At 62.9% G+C, this 22,352-nt stretch carries 9 protein-coding genes and 2 pseudogenes; 9 read left to right on the forward strand and 2 right to left on the reverse strand.

Annotated elements, in window-relative coordinates:
- From UB48_RS27920 to UB48_RS02925, 9 genes and pseudogenes are all read left to right on the forward strand, one after another.
- Window positions 1-877 (forward strand): annotated as a pseudogene (locus UB48_RS27920) (type VI secretion system tip protein VgrG); the annotation flags it as partial.
- Window positions 877-1,746 carry a hypothetical protein gene (locus tag UB48_RS02890; protein WP_045193994.1) on the forward strand — a complete coding sequence of 290 codons (870 nt, stop codon included), beginning with the start codon at window positions 877-879 and terminating at the stop codon, window positions 1,744-1,746. The pseudogene UB48_RS27920 and the gene UB48_RS02890, both read left to right, overlap by 1 nt.
- Before the next feature lie 2 nt (window positions 1,747-1,748).
- The gene (locus UB48_RS02895; protein ID WP_045193995.1) at window positions 1,749-3,305 is read left to right on the forward strand and encodes a type VI immunity family protein; all 1,557 of its coding nucleotides are present in this window, start codon (window positions 1,749-1,751) and stop codon (window positions 3,303-3,305) included.
- 211 nt (window positions 3,306-3,516) lie between these two features.
- A pseudogene (locus UB48_RS28395) lies at window positions 3,517-3,864 on the forward strand (DUF6708 domain-containing protein); the annotation flags it as partial.
- Window positions 3,865-4,096: 232 nt separating this feature from the next.
- The gene (locus UB48_RS02905) at window positions 4,097-5,296 is read left to right on the forward strand and encodes a DUF2169 domain-containing protein (RefSeq protein ID WP_045193997.1); all 1,200 of its coding nucleotides are present in this window, start codon (window positions 4,097-4,099) and stop codon (window positions 5,294-5,296) included.
- Window positions 5,297-5,470: 174 nt separating this feature from the next.
- Entirely contained in the window at window positions 5,471-7,210 is a 1,740-nt protein-coding gene (locus UB48_RS02910; protein WP_045193998.1) for a dipeptidase, read from the forward strand.
- 113 nt (window positions 7,211-7,323) lie between these two features.
- Window positions 7,324-7,974, forward strand: a complete 651-nt coding sequence (locus tag UB48_RS02915) for a hypothetical protein (protein WP_045193999.1) — start codon at window positions 7,324-7,326, stop codon at window positions 7,972-7,974.
- A gap of 156 nt (window positions 7,975-8,130) precedes the next feature.
- Window positions 8,131-10,734, forward strand: a complete 2,604-nt coding sequence (locus UB48_RS02920) for an autotransporter outer membrane beta-barrel domain-containing protein (RefSeq protein WP_045194000.1) — start codon at window positions 8,131-8,133, stop codon at window positions 10,732-10,734.
- Window positions 10,734-11,585, forward strand: coding sequence for an alpha/beta hydrolase (locus tag UB48_RS02925; protein ID WP_045194001.1), 852 nt, complete (start codon window positions 10,734-10,736; stop codon window positions 11,583-11,585). Before UB48_RS02920 ends, UB48_RS02925 begins: the two co-directional genes overlap by 1 nt.
- A gap of 14 nt (window positions 11,586-11,599) precedes the next feature.
- On the opposite strand, the gene UB48_RS02930 is transcribed toward UB48_RS02925, so the two are convergent.
- Window positions 11,600-13,075, reverse strand: a complete 1,476-nt coding sequence (locus UB48_RS02930) for a TolC family protein (protein WP_045194002.1) — start codon at window positions 13,073-13,075, stop codon at window positions 11,600-11,602.
- Between the two features lie 53 nt (window positions 13,076-13,128).
- A complete protein-coding gene (locus UB48_RS02935) occupies window positions 13,129-22,287 on the reverse strand; it encodes a DUF4347 domain-containing protein (protein ID WP_045194003.1) in 9,159 nt (3,052 codons plus the stop codon).
- Window positions 22,288-22,352: the final 65 nt, after the last annotated feature.

Genomic DNA, 22,352 nt, shown 5'->3' on the forward strand with positions numbered 1-22,352 from the left:
GGAAGAGGTGTTCATCCATGCCCAGAAGGACAAGAACGTTCATATCAAGCACAACAATGGGGTGTTTGTTGGCAATGATCGCAGTGAGAAGGTCGAGCGCGATGAGCAGATCGAGATCGGCCACGACCGCAGCGAACGGGTCGGTAACGATGAGCGGGTTGAGGTTGGGCAGGATCAGTATTTGCAGGTGGGGCGTGATCGCTTTCAGACCATTGGCCGCAACCACTCGCTCAACATCGGTGGCGATCATATCGAGGAGGTAGCCAACAATCGAGTAGAGAAGATTGCCGCTGACTATCACTCCGAAGTTGGAGGCAACGCCCAACATTCGGTGAGAAACGCCTATCAGCTGTCTGCCCGCCACAGTATCGAGCAAAAGACTACCCGCTTCGAAGTTGCCGCAGGCGAGCGAATCGAGCTCAAGGCCGCTGGCGGGAGTATCACCATCGATTCCAGGGGCATCACCCTCGACGGATTGACCATCCATTTCAAGGGAACGGTGACCAGCGATGCAAACGGATCGGGTAATTCGTTTACCCATGCACCTCCCTCTCCCGCTCCACTCGGCAATTTCTTGGGCCGCTACACGCTGGTGAAGAACGATCAACGCGCCTTCTCAGGTTACCGGTACCGCATCAGCACTGGCGCGAGCGTACTCGCCGAAGGCTTGACCCGCACTTCAGGCGAAACCGATTGGGTGACAACCGAGAACGTCCAAGCCGTGCAGGTCCATAAGGCCGTCATGCGTGAAGACCAACGGATCACCGAGGACTGGCAGTCAAAAGTGGCTGCGATCGACTGGCAAGCTGCTGAGTACAGTGCCGATGAATTGTTTCCGGACGCATTGATTGACTATTACATGGGAGTAGAGGACTGATGCCAGCCCCCGCCGCTATTGCGCGTGTCATCGAGGCCGCCTATCGCGCCTACAGGGCGCATCAGGTTTCTGAGGCAGTAAAGAGCGCAGCAGATCTGGCCGAATTCGCGCACGAGATTACTGAACGCAGAAACAAGATCAAGCAAGTTCTTCAAACCACCATAGAGAAGATGGCGCAGGAAGTTGACACTAAGAGTTCAACCTTTGCTCAAGTCGACCACGGTGGCAATAGCACCGTCTCCAGAAGAGGCAATGAAAATATAACGTTCAAGGAGTTCATTGAGCGCAAGGTTCCCTTTCGCCCTGCCATTAGCCAAGTGTGTACCACTGCGTTGCAAATCCCCATCAAAACACCTCGACGGATTCGCAAGAAGATGGGTGATGAATTGGTCAACAGCACAATCGAGATCGCACTCAAGCAACTCACTGCCTCATTGTTTTTCGAAGCCATTGACGAAGCGCTGGACTGGCACAGCCCACTCAAGGCTGAACCCAATTACAACCGTGCCAGCAGCAAAGCTCTGCTAGGTGAACCACCGACACGGCCCAAGCGCTTTGGCAAGGTGACGTCATTTTGGCCGCGACCTCGGGGAAGCCTTGCACCGGACTTGGTGGTAGTCGAGTACCGACAAGAACCCTTTGAAATCGAAAACGTTTTTGCGGCAGTCGAAATCAAGTTCCCCAGGGATTGGGCCAAGGCGATACAGATAAAGGAATACGTCGACCTCATGACGCCAAAATCCGGGGTGAATCGAGAGAAGATCGGCAAAGAAAAAGTAGCACTGCTGCGGGTTCCGGAAGATTGCACTGGCTTCGAAGCGGAAGAAAAGAAAAAAACTGTACAGAAAGGCAAAGGTGGAAGGAGCTAGCCATGAGCACTACGCACGAACTATTTGATGACGAAGAGCGCCGCGACTTTATTGATTTACTCAAGGAGTGGCCAAATTCATATTGGGGGACAGATGAGGCTCGGCACAGTATCAGCCCATTTATAACCTTCTATTTCTTACCCAAAGAAGAAGAAAACAAAGAAGTTTCAGCACTGTTAGTTGATATTCACGAGGAGTTTGAACAGCTGGCCGGGTACCCCTATAGCATCTTCATGCACGGCGCCGCTGCACGCCCTCGTCGCTATGATGCATTGCACCGCCCTGACCTTAGAAAACTGGCCAGCAAGACTGAGCCGTACGAATACTTTGTCTTCGAGTTCACCGATGAAGAAAACCATGCCTCTTCACCGACGACGGCCGGCTACTTTTGGCGCAGCAAGTTCAAAGCGGCCGACTGGAAAACAGCCTATTCATCGATTGTCTTTTACTACCGCTGGCAATGGTGGCTGGACAACCGCGAGGCGTGGCGCACATTTGTGCTCAAGACCATCGACCGGCTCAAAGCCGACCAGGTCTATAGCGGCTTTGCCATGGCCAACCCGCTGGAGTTCGGCACACGTGCCGCCGTCACCACCTGGGAGCGCGCCTTGACACCTGCGTTCTACGGCTTGGATATCGATTACCCGTACGGGATGGACAACGAGTTACTCGACGGCATTCGCCCACCCACGTGGGCCTTTTTGCTCGCCGACCCCTGGCGCGAGAAACTTGACCTGACGCGTGAGCAAGTGCACAACGCCCTGGCGCATCCGCGCATCAGCATCACCGAGTTGCAAAGCGGCCTATGGATCGAACTGGGCGAACAACCGGAGCTCTATCCCGCCGAGTATGGCGTGCCTGAGTTGCCAATGCTGTTGAACAAATTGTTAAAGCCCATTCGCTACGACGACTTGGGCTTATTGGGATTTGGTCAATGGGACGGCGATCCCAACGAGCGCTTCACCGACGCGGACGGCCGTCGCTGGATGGGCCGCTTTGATGCCGACAGCGACTGGCCTACACCCTTCATGCGCGTTGGCGCGCTGCCGACGAAGACGTGCACTCTACCCCCTGCACCGGCATGCGCCGTCGCCGGTATGCCATGCCTCCAAGCCGGGGTTTGGCGCATGGTCGGCCAGGCGGACAGCCGCCGAGTGTTTGAACAGGGGGACATCCTGCCCCACTTGAGCAATGAGTCGGATGACGGCTTTGTTATCTGGCAGCGCGACCCCGACCAGACCCCGCCGGAACCGGCTCGTTACGCCAACAGCCATGAGCCAGCTCCTCGCGCAGGGCGCTGGGAACTTGAGAGCGACCCGTGCGTGTCATGCGAACTGCGCGTGAATGATCTGCTCCCGCTTCATGCAGATCAGATTGTGCGCTGGCGCTGGCTTGGCTTCGGGCTTCGTGTACTCAGTGGGTCACTGTGTCCATATCCTGGAACATGGGTATGTGAGTACAAAACTGGCAGCAAGCGCTTTTTCGAATACGAGGCCCCTATGCCGACCATCGACGGCGAAAAAGTCGTCTGGTTTTGGTTGACCCTATCGCCCCTGTGAGACTTGCTACTTGGTGATCATTGACTGCAACAACCACTCGCTACAGCCCAAGCAGAACGTACAAGCCGCGACCAAAACGCCATAGAGAGCACTTTCCAATGTACATATTCGACGACGCTATGAAATATAGTCCACCCTTTCTCGACAATCCGGCTCCAGGGCGCAAGTACGACCTGCCACGTCCGAACCAGCCACCAACTATGGAGCTGCCTGGGGGGTACTCCCGGTAGCATACGATTGGGATGACCTCCACGCAGAAGCCTGTAGAGGCTGTGTTCCTGGAACAGCCAGAGTAGAGAACATAACAATTAGTGTTCTTAAGCCAGGTACAAACGAGGTATTAGATCGTTTCCCGTTTTCCTGTGACATTCTACAAGGCGAAATGTACTGGGCCATGGCCCAACTATTCATGCAGCAAGGCCCGCAGGCATTACCCCACTTCACTCGCCCACCCCGGGACTGGAACAACGAAAAGGTCACCTTCAATCTCACCCGCCGCCTCGCGCCCAAGGTGAAATGGCCGGAAGATCTGGACCTGGAATCACGGACGGCCCCTTGATGCCCGTAAAAGAAACAGCCCCTAGTCAACAAAAATCCAGATCTCATCCGACATATCTGACAGACAAAAGCAAAGAGCTATGTAGGACGCTTCTGATTTCTATCTCGTCTCTTGAGGCACCAAGCCCCACCCACCTAGATTCCCCTGACGCGTCCCCTGCAGCCTCAGGCTCAGGCTCAGAGCGCTACCCCAATCAACGGCAAGGATGTCGACATCAATTCAAGGACCCACGATGGAATTTCACAACCAGACGCCCTTTGCCGCGGTGTGTTTCAGCGCGCTCGACCCGCGGGGCAACGAACATCCCGTGGTGGTCATCAAGGTTGGTTATCGCCTGCTGCCGATTGCCGGCCAGCCGGGGCACTGCAGTGCCGAAGTGATGGCTGAGGAACCGGCCCTGCTCTGCGCCGCCGATCGCTACTTCGGTGAACAAGGCCGCAGCAGTGTCTATGAAGAAAGCGACCTGGCGCCGTTCAAACCGCGCTGCGATGTGATCGTCAACGGCCATGCCCACGCCCCCGGCGGCGAACCGGCAACGTCCTGGACCGCCGGCATCCGCTTGAGTGCGCCCCAGGGCGAAACCGCGGGCGAAATCCTGCTCGACAAACAGCTGCGTTTCAGCGGCCCGCGCTACTTTGAACACGGTCTGTTCAGCGGCTGGCGCCTGTCTGCCGCGGAGCCGGCCACCTGCGTGCCGCTGCGTTGGGAGTATGCCTTTGGCGGCAGCAGCGTGTTGGCCAACCCCGGCTACCCGGGCACCAGCGCCGAGCCCTACCTGCTCCATCAGGTCTGCTACAGCAACCCCCTGGGCCGGGGCTGGATCGAAAAGCGTCACGAAAAGCACGCCTGGTCCCTGCAAACGCCACTGCAACGCCTGGCAGCCCCGCAAATCGAAACACTCGAGCGGCCGGTGACCCACCTGCACATCACTCACCACCCGGACGGCGACATCAGTGCGGCCGACATGGCCCAGCTGTCGGCCACCTACGGTTACTGCCCGGCAGGCTTCGGGGTGGTGGGCCGGGACTGGGCACCACGCCTGGCCCTGGCCGGTACCTATAACAAAGCCTGGCAGGCAAAGCCCTGGCCCGGGCTACCCGCCGACTTCGACTTTGCCTACTGGAACGCTGCCCCTATCGACCAGCAAATTGACTTTCTTCCCGCCAGGCTGCGCATCGAACTGTTCAACCTCACGGCTCCAGCCCTGGGCCACAACGGCCAACTCTGCGTCGAACTGCCCGCGCACCGGCCCTTCGTGCTGATGCACCTGCGCAGTGGCGAAGTCCTGGCGCTGCCCCTGTTCACCGACACCCTGCACATCGATACCGATGCCATGACCCTGTCGTTGACGCACCGGATCAGCCTGCCCCGCCCGGATGACATCGAGGCACTGGAGGCCTGCTTCGATGCCGAGCCGTGCGCGGCTGACTGAAAACTCCACGCCATTCCCTCCCGACGCTTTTTCGTTTCTGCGTCGCTTTTACGTTTCTGTGCGACACATCCCACTTCAGGCACTCCCGTACCAGGCCCTCATGGTGGTAGCTTGGAAATGTTTTGTTGCACCCATCCTTTCTCATTATTTGCCTGCAAAGGAATGCCCCCCGCAATGAATTTCGCCCTGAAAAAACTGGCTGCGGCCACCTTGATGCTGGCTGGCCTGGCGTCAATCACCACGCCTGCCTATGCCAACATCACCCCACAGCAAAGCGCGGCCATTCTCAAAAGCTTCAGCGACACTTCGGTCAAGGACTTCCGCCAGTTCCTCGCCAGCCTGGCGAAAAGCGAACTCGGCAAGGCCGACAAACTCGACCAGAGCATCGCCGCCTTCCTCGCCAACCAGCAGCTGACGGCTGAACAACAGAACGAAATCCATCGCCTGCTGGGCATCTATGCGCGGGTCAAGTACGGCGATGCGGCCACTCAGACCCTGCGTGAGCTGGTGGCCATCCCGACCTTCCGGGTCGACGGCGTCGAGCAGCACGACAACCCCGAGTTCATCAAGATCGCCGAGAAGATCAAAGGTCTGGCCAAGGCTTTCAACCTGAACTTTCGTAACATCGACAACCGTGTCTATGAGATTTCCCTTGAAGGCAAAGGCGATGAAGTGGTCGGCATCCACGCCCACGCCGACGTAGTACCGGTGACGCCAGAGAACTGGGTACTCAAGGACGGCACCCGCCTTGACCCGTTCAAGGTCACCCTGATTGGCGATCGCATGTACGGCCGCGGCACCGAAGACGACAAAAACGGCATCGTCGTGGCGATGTACGCGATGAAGATCATCAAGGAAGAAAAGCTGCCACTGGCGCGCAACTTCAAGCTGCTGGTCGACACCACCGAAGAGACCACCGGCGACGCCATCCCCTACTACTTCGAACGCAACCCCACGCCCAACTACAACCTGGCGCTGGACGGTGGCTACCCGGTGGTGATCGCCGAGAAAGGCTACGGCACGGTCATGGCCAGCTTTGCCCGCCGCGCAGGCGAAGGCAACGGCGCTGAAATCACCACCCTGAGCGGTGGCCTGGCCACCAACCAGATCCCTTCGACTTCGGTGGCGACCCTGGTGACCGACAAGCCCGCCGAACTGGCAGCCAGCCTGCAAAAAGCCGGCGCTGAGTACGTCAAGGCCAATGGCGGCAATTTCGAGGTCGGCGCCAAGGTCGACGGCAAGGATGTAAAGCTGACCGTCACTGGCGTCTCGGCGCACTCCTCTGAACCTGAGTCCGGGGTCAACCCGGTGGCGCGGATGCTCGGCTTCATCAACGGCCTTGATGGCAAGGTTGCGCTCAAACACAACCACATCACCGACGCCGCTCGCTACGCCGCCGACAACTGGGGCCTGGACTACCTGGGCGGCAAACTGGGCGTGGGTTTCTCCGACAGTTTCATGGGCCCGCTGACCACCTCGCTGACCTACGTTGGCCTCGATGACAAAGCCTTGAAACTGGCGGTCAACCTGCGGGTGCCAAAGGGCAAAAGCCCGCAAACCCTGAAGAGCGAAATCGCCGGCAAGCTGGATGCATGGAGCAAGCAGAGCCACATCAGCCCGACCTTCGACTACTCGATCGCCGAGCCGATGTACCGCAACCCCGAGGGCGAGTGGGTCAAGGCGCTGCTGGCGGTTGCCAGCGAGAACCTGGGCATGAAGCACGAATTCGGCACCTCCGCAGGCGCCACCTCGGTGCATGAACTGCCCAACGGCGTGCAGTTCGGCCTGGCCATGCCCGACGTCAAGTACACCGGGCATAACGACAACGAGTTCAAGACGGTGGAGCAGTTCCTTCTGGACCTGCAGGTGGTGACGGAAATGATGGGGCGTGTCGGGCAACTGCCCAAGCTCTGACCCATGCAGCAGGCCCGCTGTTGTGGCGGGCCTGCCTTGCGCAGTTTGTTAGACGCTATTGCACCACTTGCAGGTTATGATCCACCAACGTCCCTCCATGGAATGGATAAAACATGCACAAGCCCCCACCCAGGTCACGATTGCTCAGGGCCGCAGTGTCTGCACTGGCCATCGCCAGCATCAGTGGCTGCCTGACCAGCAAGTTGTACGAGCCGCGAGCCAGCGATGAAGTCTATACCGAGCAGGTTGGCCAGCTCTATGTGACGGCAGACCAGAAGAGCTTTGTGGTGCTGGGCAAAAAGTACCATTACTTCATCCTCGTCGAACCCGCGCTGTTGCAGGCGATTCGCTCAGGGTTGCATGCCAGGATGCAGGTCGAGTTTCTGCCGGTTCACGTCAGCATGTATGAAACCCTGGACGGCGAGTTCGAGCTCAGGATTCCCGGGCTTGCGCAACTCCAGGCACATGAGATCAACGAGGCAAAAGCGCTGGGCTTTATGGCCTCAACGCAACAGGACGCCCTGGTGCGTCGCTACAAAATTCAAGGCAGCCGATTCGAGGCGAGAAAGGACATCAGCGCCCTGGAGGGCAACACGCTGAACAGCACCTACACCCTTCAGGTTTCGGCCTACAGGGAAAAGAGCAAGGTCACCCAGGTGCTGCTGACACCGGTCACTGTCACTGCGGATGGCGTGTTGATGATCCTCGCCGTGCCGCTGCTGCCGGTGGCGTTCATGGCGGCGCAACCGTTCCGGGTCAAATAGCACTTGTACAGGCAAGTGATATCATTTTGACGTCAACTAATTTACCATCGCCGCGCTCTTCTGCGTGGCCCTGTCTTTTTGTCAGCGCAAGGTCCAGCCCCGCACGGAAGCGAAGCACTTAAAACGCCGCTAAAGGAATGAACCGTGACCCCCGTGATGTTCCGCAAAACCCTGCTCGCCCTGGCCGTAACCGCCACCGCCCTGCCCGCCCTCGCTGAAACCGTGCAACTGACCAACGCCGGCTTCAAAAGCGAGCACCAGCGCTACAGCGGCAACCTCGAGATCAACGGCGCCTACAGCGGCGGCAGCGACGAAGATGCCATCGAGCTCAATGGCTCGAGCATCGAGAAAGACCTGATTCTCAACGCAACCATCAACAGCACCGGCGACTTCGCCGGCGGCGTCGATATGGACGTGTGGGAAGGTACGCAGCCGTGGGTGGCCAACAGCGTTGGCGGCGACGTGATCAACAAGGGCAGTATTTCTGCCATCGGCGGTGGCGCCAACGCGCTGATGATCGACCCGGCCAAGATCGGCGGTAGCGTCATCAACGAAGGTTTGCTGTACGCCGAAGGTGCGCCATTGAGCGACGACGGCGGCCGTGATGTTGCCCGCGCCGTGGATTTCTCCGGCTCGTCGGTGATCAAGGGCGACCTGCTCAACGCCGCCAGCGGCAAGATCATCGCCAAGGGCGAAGATGCCAAAGGCATCAACCTGGAAGGCGGCGAGATCGTCGGCAAGGTCATCAACCGCGGCCTGATCGAAGTCACCGGCGCCGGCGCCACCGGCATCGACGCCACCACCAGCGGCTCGGGCATGTACACCGACATGGTCGACCTGGCCGGCATCGAGAACCACGGCACCATCATTGCCAATGGCGACGACGCCGAGGGCATCCGCATCGACGGCGCCAGCTTCACCGGCATGAACAACCACCTGGTCAACACCGGCACCATCCGCGCCGAAGACGCCGCCATCGCCATCGGCTTCAGCGACTTCGACAGCCCGGGTGCCCAGCCCTGGTACAAAGCCGAAGGCGACTTCAACATCTTCAACAGCGGTTCGATCATCTCTGCCGACGAAGCCATCGACGCCTCGCAAAGCAACCGCCCGGTCGAGCTGATCCTGCGCAAAGGCAGCGTCATCGTCGGCAACCTGATCGACCTGAGCAACATCGAGATCGAAGGCGACACCTCCTTCACCGGTACCGACAGCCGCGCTGACGGCGCCAACATCCGCATGAAAGACGGCGGCTGGATCGATGTCGGCGGCCTCAGCGAAGACCTGAAAACCACCCTGACCTTCGAAGCCCCGCACACCAGCATCGACGGTAACCTGTACGTCGCCGGCAACTCGGCCCTGGGCCTGAACCTGAGCAGCGCCACCGACGCCAACCGCGCCGTGCTCAAGGTCAGCGGCACCACTCAGTTCGGCCAGGGCGCCCAGTTGCAACTGGCGGCCAAGGGCGAAGACTTCAACGCCAATGGCAGCCGCTACACCCTGCTCCAAGCCGGCCAGATCGAACTGCTGGGCACCGACGGCGAAACAGTCGACCCGAATGGCAAACTCAACCTTGTCAGCAGCTCGGCGCTGCTCAAGGTCGACAGCTTCACCGTCGACAACAACCAGGTGGTGGCCGTGGTCACCGGCAAGGGCAAGGAAGAAGTCGAACAGATCATCACCAACCAGGGGGGCTCGGCCAACAGCCAGAAAGCCCTGGGCAGCCTGACCGCCGACGGCATGATCGCCAAGCTGGCCAACAACGACCCGTTCAAGCAGGCGCTGCTCAACGCCGACGAAGCCCAGGTCGCCAAGCTGGCCTCCGAGCTGACCCCGGAAACCAACGGCGGCGCGACCCAGGCGGCCACCACCAGCCAGAACCTGGTCAGCAACGTCACTGGCAGCCGCACCAGCTCGCTGCGCGGCGCCTCCTCGGGTGAAGGCTTCAAGGAAGCTGGCGTCTGGGTGCAGTCGCTGTACAGCGATGCCAGCCAGGACCTGCGTGACGGCGTGGCCGGCTACAACGCTTACAGCCGCGGTATCGCCGTCGGTGCCGATGGCAAGCTCAACGACAACCTGACCCTGGGCCTGGCGTACAGCTTCATCAACACCGACGTCAACGGCAAGAGCGGCAACCAGACCGAAGTCGACAGCCATGCTTTCACCCTCTACGGCGGTTTCGAGCACGGCAACTACTTCGTCGATGCCAGCCTGACCTACGGCTTCAACGACAACCAGAGCAAGCGCAGCATTGCCGGCACCCAAGCCAAGGCCGACTATGACAGCGACCTGCTGGGCCTGAACCTGGTCGGTGGCTACACCTATCACATCAACCCGCAAGTGCTGGTCGAACCGCGCCTGGCGGCCCGCTACAGCCTGGTCAACATCGACGGCTACCGTGAAAAAGGCTCTTCGGCAGCGCTCAAAGTCGAAGACCAGCGCTATGAAGCCATCGAGCTCGGTGCCGGCCTGCGCGTGGCCGGCAGCGTCGCCCTGGGCGCCGGTACCCTGGAGCCGCAAGCCAAGCTGATGGCGTATCACGACTTCGCCGCTGACGAAGCAAAAAGCACCTCGACCTTCCTGCTCGGCAGCACGCCGTTCGTGACCAGCGGTGCCAAGGCGGCGCGTGACAGCTATGAAGCCGGCGTGGGCGCCGACTACAAGCTGGGCGCGGTAACCCTGGGCGTCAACTACGACTACATCGGCAAGTCGGGCTTCGATGCCGACGTGTTCTCGGCGAAAGTCCGTTACGACTTCTGATGAGTCAACACCTTGCCGGCCCACACCCGTGGGCCGGCGTCGGTCGAACCTTGGGGGCGCTGCTGGTCAGCGCCCTTCTTGGTGCCTGCCAATCCCCCTTTCAAGCGCTGCAGGAGCTGGCTGAACAGCACGGTCGCCACGTACAAATCGTGCCGGGCCAGGCGTTCCCGCTGGTCCTCTTGCCGCCGTCTGAGCAACGCCCCAGCGAGCGCCTGCGGGTGTACCTGGAGGGCGACGGCCATGCCTGGGCCACGGCTAGCCAGCCGAGCCTCGACCCCAGCCCGCGCAACCTGCTGGTGGCGCGCCTGGCGATCAATGATCCAGCCCCCAACGCCTACCTTGCCCGGCCCTGCCAGTTTGTCTCGGCTGCAGGCTGCACGGCGGCGCTGTGGACCGATCGGCGTTTTTCCCAGGAGGTGGTGACCAGCCTCAGCCAGGCCCTGGACCGGCTCAAGCAGCGCGTTGGCAATCGCCAGTTCGAGTTGGTGGGCTATTCAGGTGGTGCGGCATTGGCCGTGCTGCTGGCCGCGCAACGGGACGATGTCGCGCAGATCCAGACCCTTGCCGGCAATCTTGATCCAGGCTTATGGGTACAGCTTAAAGGCTTGTCGCCCCTGAACGGTTCGCTCGACCCGATGGTCTATCGCCAACGCCTTGTAGCATTGCCCCAGCGCCATCTGCTGGGCGGCCGCGACCAGGTGATCAGCGCCGAGATCAGCGCCAGTTTTCGCGGCACGCAGGCCTCCAGCCGGTGCAATCAACGGGTGATCATCCCGGCTGCAACCCACGAGCAGGGTTGGGAGACCGCCTGGGCGCTTTGGCAAGGCCAGGCGATCGGGCCCTGCCCCTGAACCCAGGCATCGCCTCACTGTGCCCAGCGCGCCTCGCTGTTTTGTAGCGCCGAGGCAATGGTCGCCAATTTGCCGTCCGGCAGGGTGTCCGGCAACAGGTCGGTACCGGAGCTGACGTACAACTGCGCATAGGCATTACGCAATTCGGCATACGACAGGTCGCGCTTCAACTGTGTCTGCAGGTTGTTCAGCTCGCCCTGGATCAGCTCCAGCTCACCAATGTTCTGGGTCTGGTAGCGGTTGCGCAGTTGCTCGGCGATCTGCCCGTCCAGTGCCGCCAGCTCTTCGCTGGTGCGAAACTGCCGCGCGGCCTCGTTGTAGTTGGCGTTGGCCACGTACAACTGCGCCAGCACCGCCATCGACATCGCCTGGCGGCGCGCCGCCGCGACGTCTTCGCCGGCCTTGGCGACCTTGATGGCCGCCGGGGCCGAAAGCACGTTGAACAGGTTCCAGGTCACCTTGACGCCGTAATCCGCCCAGCTCTGGTTGACCAGGAAGGAGTTGCTGTCGTAGTGCCCGCCGGCCGAGAACTCCAGCCCCGGCAGCAGGCGCAGCATGGCCTTGCGGGTTTCGGCGGCACTGATCCGCGCCTGGTAGTCCTGCTCGCGCAGTTCCGGGCGGCTGGCCAGGGCCTGTTGCTCCAGGCGCGTGAAGTCGCCCTTGAACTGCGGCACCGTGTAGCCCTCTTCCGGCGCCAGGCTGAAGTCGGTGTTCAGCGGCAGGTTGATCAGCGCCGCCAGTTCCGTCTTGGCCAGCGACAGCGCGCGGCGCTGCTCTTCGAGCTGGCGGGTCGCCTCGATCAACGCACGCTGGTAGCTGAGCGACTGCACCGGGTCGCCAATGCGCTGGCTGCTCATGTGCTGGCTGTTGTCCCGGGCCTGGGCCACGCGGCCCATCAGGCTGTCGATCTGGGTCAGCAGGCGCTGCGCCGCGACCGCCCGCCAATAGGCCGAGCGCACGTCCTGGGTGATGGTGTGGATGACCTTGCGGCGCCGTTCCTGGAGGATCAGGCGCTGGTCGGCCTGCTGCTTGGCACTGACGTAGCTGACACCGAAATCCAGGACGTTCCAGACCATGGTCAGGTCCGCCACTTCACGGTCGCGGTCCTGGGAGGTCGACGGCTCCAGGGACTGGGTGCCGGTCTGCACGCTCTGGCTGCTCGAAGCGCTGACATTGTTGCGCCCGGCGTAGCCGGCTTCCATGGCCATGCGTGGCAGCATGTCGAAGCGCGCCAGGTCGACCTGGCGCTTGGCCAGGGCTTCTTCCATGACCTTAAGGCGTGATTCGAGGTTGTACTTGACCGCCCGGGCCATGGCCTGGTGCAGGGTCAGCGGGCCGTTGAGCGGCTCCTGGTCCTTGAACATACTGACCAGGTCGGTGCGCGCGCGCTCCTCGCTGATGCTGCGCTCGATCGGTTCGCTGGTAACCGCACATCCGCTGATTGCCAGCGCCAGCAAGCTGGCGCTGAACAGTTTCTGACTTTTTTTCATCCTTGGGCCGCCCCCTGGTACGGCTCGATCATCTCTGAATAAGTGCTGGCGTTTCAGGTCCGGTTGCCGATCTGTGTCGGCTGTGCCAGAGCCATGGCCAATTCGCGTACAGGACGCTGTTCGGCGTCCTTGATGTCCTGCAACTGCTGCTCCAGCGAGGCGGCGCCAAACACTGCGCGCAAGCCTTGGGCAGGGTCGGTGGTGCGCCACTGCTTGCCGTCGAAAACCCGCATCGACTCGCCCTCCGGCGCCGCCTCGCGGGCAAACAGGGCGGCAAAGGTACTGGTGCCGAACACGCCCCCATCACCGCCGCCAAAGCCGAGAAAGCCCTGCCCCGATCCGTCGCCGCTGCCATCGCTGCTGGCAAATACCTGGGCGATGAAGCTCGGCGCGCTGAGACCGTTGTGAATGAAAATGCTGCCCAGGGTGTCGATGCCACTGCCCAGCGTGCGCTCCTCGAACAGCGGCGCGGGCAGCATCGGCGACGTGCTGGCAACCGACGGCAACTGCGGGACTTGTGGCTGCAGCAGCGGTACGCTCACCGCCGGGTTGCTGACGGGCGAATTGACCCGGAATTCGAGATCGCCGACATCCTGGTTCGGCAACTGATACAGCGGGCTGCTCATCGACACCGCCAGGGCATTGCCGGCGCCGTCGCGGATGCCGCTGTTCAGCGCGTTGAGGCTCAGCCCCAGGCCGCCCTGGCCGCTGATACTGCCCAGGGTTACCCGGTAGGTACGCGCATCCAGTTGCTGCACCGACTGCACCACCCCCGTGGCGCTGCCGCTGGACAGCACGCTGAAGTCAGCGGCATCGACGCCGCTGACCGCCTCGTCAAAGCTCAAGGTGTAGCTCAGCGTCCGCTCGCCAGGCGTTGCCGGAGTTTGCACGACGATCTCGGCAGGCCGCGGTGCCCGGGCATCGACGAGGATGCCGGCGGTGCTGGCGACGTTGCTCAGGCCAGTGCCGGCATCGTTGCCGCGTGCATCACGCACGGTGCTGCCATTAAGGTCCAGGCTCGGCGCCACGCTCAGGCCATTGCTGGCCTGCAGGCCCGGGCTGATGGTCAGGCGGAACACCAGGGTGTTGCTGCCGGAGCCGGAAACGTAATCGGCATACACCACCCGGCCATTGTCCAGGGTGACCGCCAGGCGCGGCGCGCCAGCGGCGGTATCAACCAGCACCGCTTCGTCCAGCTGCACGCTGAACTCCAGCCCCTGCCCGGCGACATAACTGCCCGCCGCCGGCACCGCCACCGCAGTCACGCTTGGCGCCACGCGGTCGATACTGTAGCTGCTGCCTTGCAGGCCCCCTGCAAGGGCATTGCCGGCCGCATCGGTGATGCCGGTGCCGGTCGGATTCAGGTCCAGGCGCAGGGTGCCGACACCGCTGAGGTTGTCGACCAGGACGCTGTAGGTGCGCCCGTCAAGCTGCGTCACGCTGCTGATCCGCCCGCTGGCACTGGCGCTGAACGCCAGGCTGAAGTCGGCCAGATCGACGCCGCTGACGCTCTCGTCGAAGCTTACGGTGTAGCGCAGCGAACCGCTGTTGCTCGGGCTGACATCGACGCGAACGATATCCGCCACTTGTGGCGCTGCGGTATCGATACGCACCCCTGTGGTGCTGGCGAGCCCGTTCAGGCCCAGGTTAAGGGGGTTGCCTGCCGCATCGCGCACTGTGCCACCGTTCAGATCCAGGGTGCTGCCGACCTGGATGCCATCGGCATCGTTGTTACCGGCTTGCACGCTGTACTGGAACACCAACTGGCCGCTACCAGAGCCGGACACATAGCTGGCATAGCGGGTCAGCCCGCCAATAGTCAGCTGCAGGCGCGGCGTGCCGGCAGAGGTATCGACGATCAGCGCTTCACTGGCGTTGACCGTGAAGCTCAGCACGTCGCCAGCGTTGTAGCTGCCTGCTGCCGGTACCGACACGCTGGCCACCGTCGGCAGCACAGCGTCGACCAGTACGCCACTGGTGCTGGCGACGTTGTTGAGGCTGATCAGCGCGTCATTGCCAACGCTGTCGCGCAGTGCACCGCCATTGAGCACCAGGTCGCTGCCCAGGCTGATGCCGGTGCTGTCGAGCTGGCCGTTGCTGACCGTCAGGCGGAACACCAGCGCGCCAGTGCCAGAGCCGGACAGATAATCAGCGAACACTGTGCCGCCAGTGTCGAGGGTGATTTGCAGGCGCGGTGTACCGGTGACCATCACCGCCTCGCTGAGGTTGACGGTAAAGTCCAGGTGCTGGCCAGCGACATAGTTGCCGTCGGCCGGCACCGTAACGCTGTTGACCGTCGGTGCCACCCGGTCAATCTGGTAGCTGGCGCCGCTCTGCCCATTGCTCAGGCTGTTGCCGGCCGCGTCGCTGATGCCTGTGGCGCTGCTGTTGAGGTCCAGGCGCAGGCTGCCAACGCCGCTCAGGCCGGACACCAGTACGCTGTAGGTGCGCCCGTCCAGCGAGGTGACGCTGCTGATGCTGCCATTGGCCGTGCCACTGAACACCAGGCTGAAGTCGCTGGCATCGACACCGCTGACCGCTTCGCTGAAGGTCACGCTGTAGCGCACGCTGCCGGCATTGCTCGGGCTGGCATCGATGGCCAGCAGCGCTCCAGCGCTGGGTGCCAGGGTATCGACCAGCACGCCGGCGGTACTGCCCAGGCCATTGAGGGCCAGCACCAGGCCGTTGCCGGCGGCGTCGCGCAGCGTACCACCGTTGAGGTCCAGGGTGCTGCCGAGCTGAATGCCGTCGGCATCGTTGACGCCGGCATCGACACTGTACTGGAACAGCAACTGGCCGCTACCGGAGCCGGACACATAGCTGGCATAGCGGCTCAGCCCGCCAATGGTCAGTTGCAGGCGCGGCGTACCGGTGGAGGTATCGACGATCAGCGCTTCGCTGGCGTTGACGGTGAAGCTCAGCACGTCGCCGGCCTTGTAGCTGCCCGCAGCCGGTACCGCGACGCTGCCGATAACCGGCGCCACGGCATCGACATTGACGCCCGTGGTGCTGCCGACGTTGTTGAGTGTCGCGACTGCCAGATTGCCCGCCTGGTCGCGAACCGATCCGCCGTTGAGCACCAGGTTGCTGCCAAGGGTGATGCCGTTGCTATCGAGCTGACCGCTGCTGACTGTCAGGCGGAATACCAGCGCGCCGGTCCCGGAGCCGGAAAGGTAATCGGCGAACACGCTGCCGCCAGTGTCCAGGGTGATCTGCAGGCGCGGTGTACCGGTCACCGTCACTGCCTCGCTGAGGTTGACGGTGAAGTCCAGCTGTTGGCCGGCGACGTAGGTGCCATTGGCCGGCACGCTGACACTGGTAACCTGCGGCGCGATGCCGTCGATGACCAGGTTGTGGTTGGCCCCCAGCGAGTGGGCGGTGCCCGGCGTTGGCAAGGTCAAAACGGCATTGTCGAAGGTGGCGTTGCGAATCACGGCACCATTGAGGGCCAGGGCGGCGCTGCCGGCGTAGTCGAGGTCGGCGCTGGTATCACCGGCCTGCACGGTGTACTGGAAGGTCAGGGTGTTAGTGCCCGAGCCGGCCACATAGGTGGCATAGCGATCGATAAGGCCGGTTTCCAGCAGCAAGGCCGGGATGCCGCCAGTGGTGTCGACGCTGACCATCTGGTCGAAGGTCAGGGTCAGGGTAATGCTGTCGCCGGTCTTGTAGCTGCCATTGGCGCTCTGCGCCGAGACATCGGTAACCCGCGGGTTCAACGAGGCGACGTTGATGCTAACGGTGTCGGTGTCGGTCTGCGCCCCGCCGCTGCCGCTGCCGCCCAGGTCGCTGGTGGTGATCTGCAGGCTGGCCGTACCGTGATAGCCGGCCACCGGGGAGAACACCAGGCCGTTGAGCGCGGCATTGATATCGCTCTGCGAGCCGGTGAAGGTCATGCTCGCATCGCCCGCGCCGCTGCCGACGGTAAACACCAGGCCGCTGAAACTCGATAACGTCAGCAGGCCGTTGCTGGCGGTCAAGGTCACCTGCAGGGCGGCGCCGCCGACGTCAACATCGCTGATGCTGATCAGGTTGCCGTTGCCGTTGTTGAAGGTCAGCGAGCCGTCCTGAAGGACGTTCTGGCTACTCGGTACCTGGTTGACCGGCGCATCGTTGACCGCACCAATGGCCAGCGTCACCACCCGCTGAGTGAGCTGCGCCCCGCCGCTGCCCGTGTTGCCGCCATCGTTGTAGGTCACCGTCAGGTTGACGTTGCCGTTGCCGTTGGCGGCGCCGATGTAGGAGACCCCGTTGGCGGCGATAAAGGCGTTGATGTCCGCTACCGAGCCGGCCAGTATCAGACCGCTGCCAAACGGGTTAACCGTGACGCCGGCGCCGCTATTGGCGCGCAGTTGCCCGAAGACCACGCTCAGAGTCAGGGTGACCTGCCCGCTGCCGGCATCGGCATCGCTGATGGAAATGCCCGACACCGTGCCAGAAGCATCTTCATTGAAGTTCAGGCTGCTCGGTACGCTGAGGATCCCGGCGTCGTTGACGGCCTGGATATTGACGGCCTTGCTGGCGACGGCGCTGTCGCTGTTGCCGTCATTGACCGAGAACGACACGGTGCGTGTCGAGGTGTCGGGGTTGTCGGAAACGTTGCGATAGCCCACCGATTGCAAGGCGACCTGCCACTGCCAAAGGGTCGCGGTGGCCCCCGCCGAAGTCAGGGTCAGGACGCCGGTCGCGGCGTTGTAACTGGCGTTGATGTTGCCCGTAATCGGCGAACCGGAGCTGAACTCCAGTACATCCTGGCCGGCGCGGAAGTTGCCGGTGATGCTGATGGTAGCGCTGGCCAGGGTGTTGCTGTCGACGTCGCTGAGCGTCAGCCCGCTGTCGATTGCCACGGGCCCTGCGTTCTCGAAGTAGGTTTCGCTGCCGCCGCTGGTGGCGATCACCGGCGTGTCGTCTACTGTCGCCACGGTCAAGGTGCGCGTCGCGGCCGGGCTGTCCAGGGTGCCGTCGTTGACCACGAAACTCAGGGTCCGGGTAGCCGTGCTGGGCGATTCGCTCTGGTTGCTGAACGTCACCGAGGCCAATGCCGCCTGCCACTGCGCGAGGGTGGCAGCGGCGCCTGCGGAGGTCAGGGTCAGCACGCCGGTGGAAACGTCGTAGCTGGCGCTGATGTTGCCCATGGTTGCCGGGTTATTGGTAAATGCCAGCACGTCGAAACCGCCCTGGAAATTACCGATAATGCTGACCCTGGCGCTGGCCAGGGTGCTGTTGTCGGAATCGCTCAGGGTCAGGCCGCTGTCGATGACTACCGGGGTCGAGGGGCCGTTGTTGCCCTCGACGAAGTGCGCGCTGCCAGCGCTGGTGCTCAGGTTCGGCGCGTCATTGACCGCCGTGACGGTGATGCTGGCAGTGTCGCTGGCGATGGAAAACGCCGTGCTGGCGCCGCTGGCCGTGGTGTCGACCTTGCTGCCCTGCTGCCCTGCCGAGGCGCCAGTCTGGTCCCAGGCCTTGTAGGTCAGGGTTGCCACCATGGCGCTGGCGCCGTCGGGCACCAGGCGCAGCTTGTCGCTACCGCGCAGCAGCAAGGCGCTGTTGCCGGCCACGGCGCCGATATCGCTCCAGGTGCTGCCATCGGTGCTGTACTGCCAGGTGCCGGTGCCGCTGTTCAGGCCGGTGATGGCGATACCGACAAGGGCGCCGGTGTCGACATCGGTTACGCCACTGAGGAAGCTGGCAACGGTTTGCCCGGGGTTGTTCAGCTGGCCATCAGTGATGCCGATGAGCACCGGTGCAGTCGGGGTCAGCAGCGGCGCGTCGTTGACCGCGCTGATTGTGATCTGCGCCTGCGCGGTGCCGACCGAGAAGCTGCTGCTGCCGCCGTTAATGGTGGTGTCGCCAGTGTGGCGTACTGAGCTGCTGGAGGCCGTGCCGCTGGTCTGGTCCCAGGCCCGCAAGGTCAGGCTGGCGCTACCGGCATTGGCGCTATCGGGGACGAAACGCACTTGCGTAGTGCTCGACAGCAGCAGGCCGGCGCTGCTGGAGACCACGCCGATGTCGGCCCAACTGAATCCGTTGCTGGAGTACTGCCAGAAGCCATTACCGCTGCTGCCGATCACGGCGACGCCGCTCAGCGAACCGGCGCCGTCGACATCGCCATGGCTCAGCCCGGCGAGAATGCTTGCAATCAGCTGGCCGCTGGAACTGCTGTCTTCATCGGTGCCCGGCAGCACGAACGGCCCGCCCGAGAGGCTGGGCGCATCGTTGCTGGCCTGCACCGTGACCGTTGCGCTGATGGCCAGCGAAGTGCTGTCGGCACCGCCATTGCCGGTGCCGCCGGTGTCCGCCACGCCGCTCAAGGTGATCACCCGGGTGCCGATGGTCGGCGCATGGCTGAGGTTGCTGTATTGCACGCCATCGATCAGCGTCTGGGTCAGGCCGCTGCTGATGCCGGCGGCCTTGGTCAGGGTCACCGTCGCGGTCGCGCCGCTGAGCGTCACCGAATAGCTGAAGCCGTTGATGGCCGTGGTGCCCGAGGCGCCGTTGACCAGGTCGATGTTGCTGCCGTCGAGGGTCAGGCGCTCGTTGCCGGGATCACTGACATTGCTGACGGTGAAGGTCAGCTGCTTGATGCCCTGCCCGGCCTCGACGGTAGACACCACCACCGCGCTGAACAGGTCGACCGGCGCGCCACCTTCGGTGAAGGTCGGGGTGCCGCCGCTGGCGGTTACCGTCGGTGCATCGTTGACCGCGCTGACATTGACGCTGACCAGGGCGCTGGCGTCGCTGGCGCTGTCGCCATCGTTGATGCTGACCTGCACCGTACGCGCCGCGGTTGAGATATCGCCATTGTTGCTGTTGCTGTAGGTCAGGTTGCGCACCAGCGCCTGCACCGCAGCGGCGGTCGCGTTGCTGTTGAGCGAGATCACCAGGTTGCTGCTGGCGCTGCCGCCGGCAAAGCTGCCGATGATCACCCCGGCATAAGTCACGTTGCTGCCCGAGACACCGATCTGCCCGGCCCCGCTGCCCTGGTTGAAGATCCCCAGCAGGTCTTCGCCGCTGACCCGGTTGGCGGTGATCGCCACAGTGACGTTGCCGCCGTTGAAGTCCGCCGAGTCCAGGTCGGTGAGCAGCGCATTGCCGCCGGCATCGAGCAGCACCGGCGCCCCACCCTCGATAAAGGTGTTGCTGTCGCCATTAAGGTTGCTCAGCACCGGCGGGTCATTGGACTTGGTGGTGAAGTTCAGCGTGGTGTTGTTCTTCACCCCCTTGAAGATCGCGCCATCGCCATCGACGAAGGTCTTGGCGTCCAGGCGGATGGCATAGCCGGTGCCCAGTGCCAGGGGGACCGGCAGGGCGATGGTCCAGGTGGTGCCGGAGCCGCTGATCTGCGCACTGCCAATGGCGATGGTCTGGACCACGACATTGTCGAAGGTGCGCACGATGTAGATGTTGCCGCTGCTACCCTTGCTCACCGCTTCGTTGAAGGTCAGCACGATGTTGGCGTTGGTGTCGACGTTGCTGGCGTTGTCGCTGGGCGTCGAGCTGACCACGATCGGTGGGCGGTCGTTCTGTACATACAGGTTGCCGGCGGTGCCGTTGAACCCACCATACAGGTCGATATCGCCGTCGCCGTCGAAGTCGGCGGCGCGATAGGTGGTGCCGGTATGATCGACCAGGCTCAGGCCGGCCAGCGGCGACTGGGCCAGGGTCTGCAGGGTGAAGGTGCCGTCGCCGTTGCTGCGCGCATAGGCGAAGGCTGTGCCGTTGCCGCCAGTCTGGTAGAGGATGTCGGCATCGCCATCGCTGTCGAAGTCGGCCAGCACCATGCGGCCGAACGCTGCCGGGGCCGGGAACGAGGCGGTTGACTGGCTGCTGAAGGAGGCGCCGTCATTGCGCAGGTAGACCCCGGTGGTGGCGTTACTGCCGGCCAGTACGTCGATGTCACCGTCGCCGTCGATGTCGGCGGCGTAGTAGTTGCTGCCGTTGTGGTCCGGCAGCGTCAACCCGGCAAAGGGTGATTGCGCCAGGGTCAACAAGGTAAAGGTGCCGTTGCCGTTGCTGCGCGCATAGGCGAAGCCGGTGCCGTTGGCGCCGGTCTGGTACAGCAGGTCGGCGTCGCCGTCGTTGTCGAAGTCAGCGGCGAGCATCCGTGAGCCGGCCGCTGGCGCCGGGAAGCTTGCCGTCGACTGGCTGCTGAAACTGCCGCCGTCGTTGCGCAGGTAGGTGCCGGTAGTGCCGTTGACCCCGGCCAGCACATCGAGGTCGCCGTCGCCATCGAAGTCGGCAACGTGGTAGTTGGAGCCGGTATGGTCCGGCAGCGACAACCCGGCAAAGGGCGACTGCGCCAGGCTTTGCAGGGTGAAGCTGCCGTTGCCGTTGCTGCGCGCGAATGCCCAGAGCGTACCATTGCCCCCGGTCTGGTAGAGGATGTCGGCGTCGCCGTCGTTGTCGAAATCGCCCACCACCACCCGGCTGCCGGCGGCGATGGTGGTGCCGCTCAGCGGCGCGCTGCCGGTACTCCAGGAGGTGGCCAGCAGCCCCTGGTAATCGTTGAGCGCCAGGGCCGTGGTTGCCAGCGGGCCGCTGCTGCGCTCCAGGGTCCAGTTGCCGCCCAGCGCACCGCTACCGGTGTCGTCGCTGGAGGCGCCGATGTCGGCACCGGTCAGGCTTGCCAGCTGGCTGACAAAGGCCTGGCCAGCATCGTCCTTGCCGACCTGGCAGCCATACAGCATCAGGTCGCCGTCGGCCTTGAGCGACTGGCCGATGGACTGCAGCGTCTCGCCGTGATCGGCAAGGTTGCTGCTGCTCAGCCAGACATTGCCCAGCTGCACGGTACCCGACGCACCGTGGGAAAATACATGGATGGCATCCAGGTCGCTGCGGCCCTTGAGGTAGTCGGCCATTTGCTGCAGGCCGTCCTTGCCCGGGTCGAGCACCACCACTTCACTGCCCGCCGGCAGGCCCTTGAGGGCTTCCTGCGGGTTGCTGATCTGGCCATCGACAAACACCACTTCATGGCGTTCGCTGGCACTGGCGCCACGCGTATCGGCCGTGGCCAGCGCGGCCTTGTCGGCCTGCGCGGTATCGCTTGCGCTGTCTTTGCCGGTGTCCTTGGCGGCCTCGGCAGTTGCCTCCTGGGCAACCACCGCAACCGAGGCGTCGAACATGATCCGCGGTTCCAGGGCAAACAACAGCGGTGCCTGAACGGCAGGGGTGGGCACTGGCCGGCCCTGGCGTTTGAATCGGTCGATGAACTTCATGTTGCACCTCAGGCTGTACGGGTTGTTGCCCTAAAACTGCTATGGAACGGCTATGGCAGCGGTGG

It is taken from the genome of Pseudomonas sp. 2(2015) (genome assembly GCF_000955865.1).
Lineage (GTDB): Bacteria > Pseudomonadota > Gammaproteobacteria > Pseudomonadales > Pseudomonadaceae > Aquipseudomonas.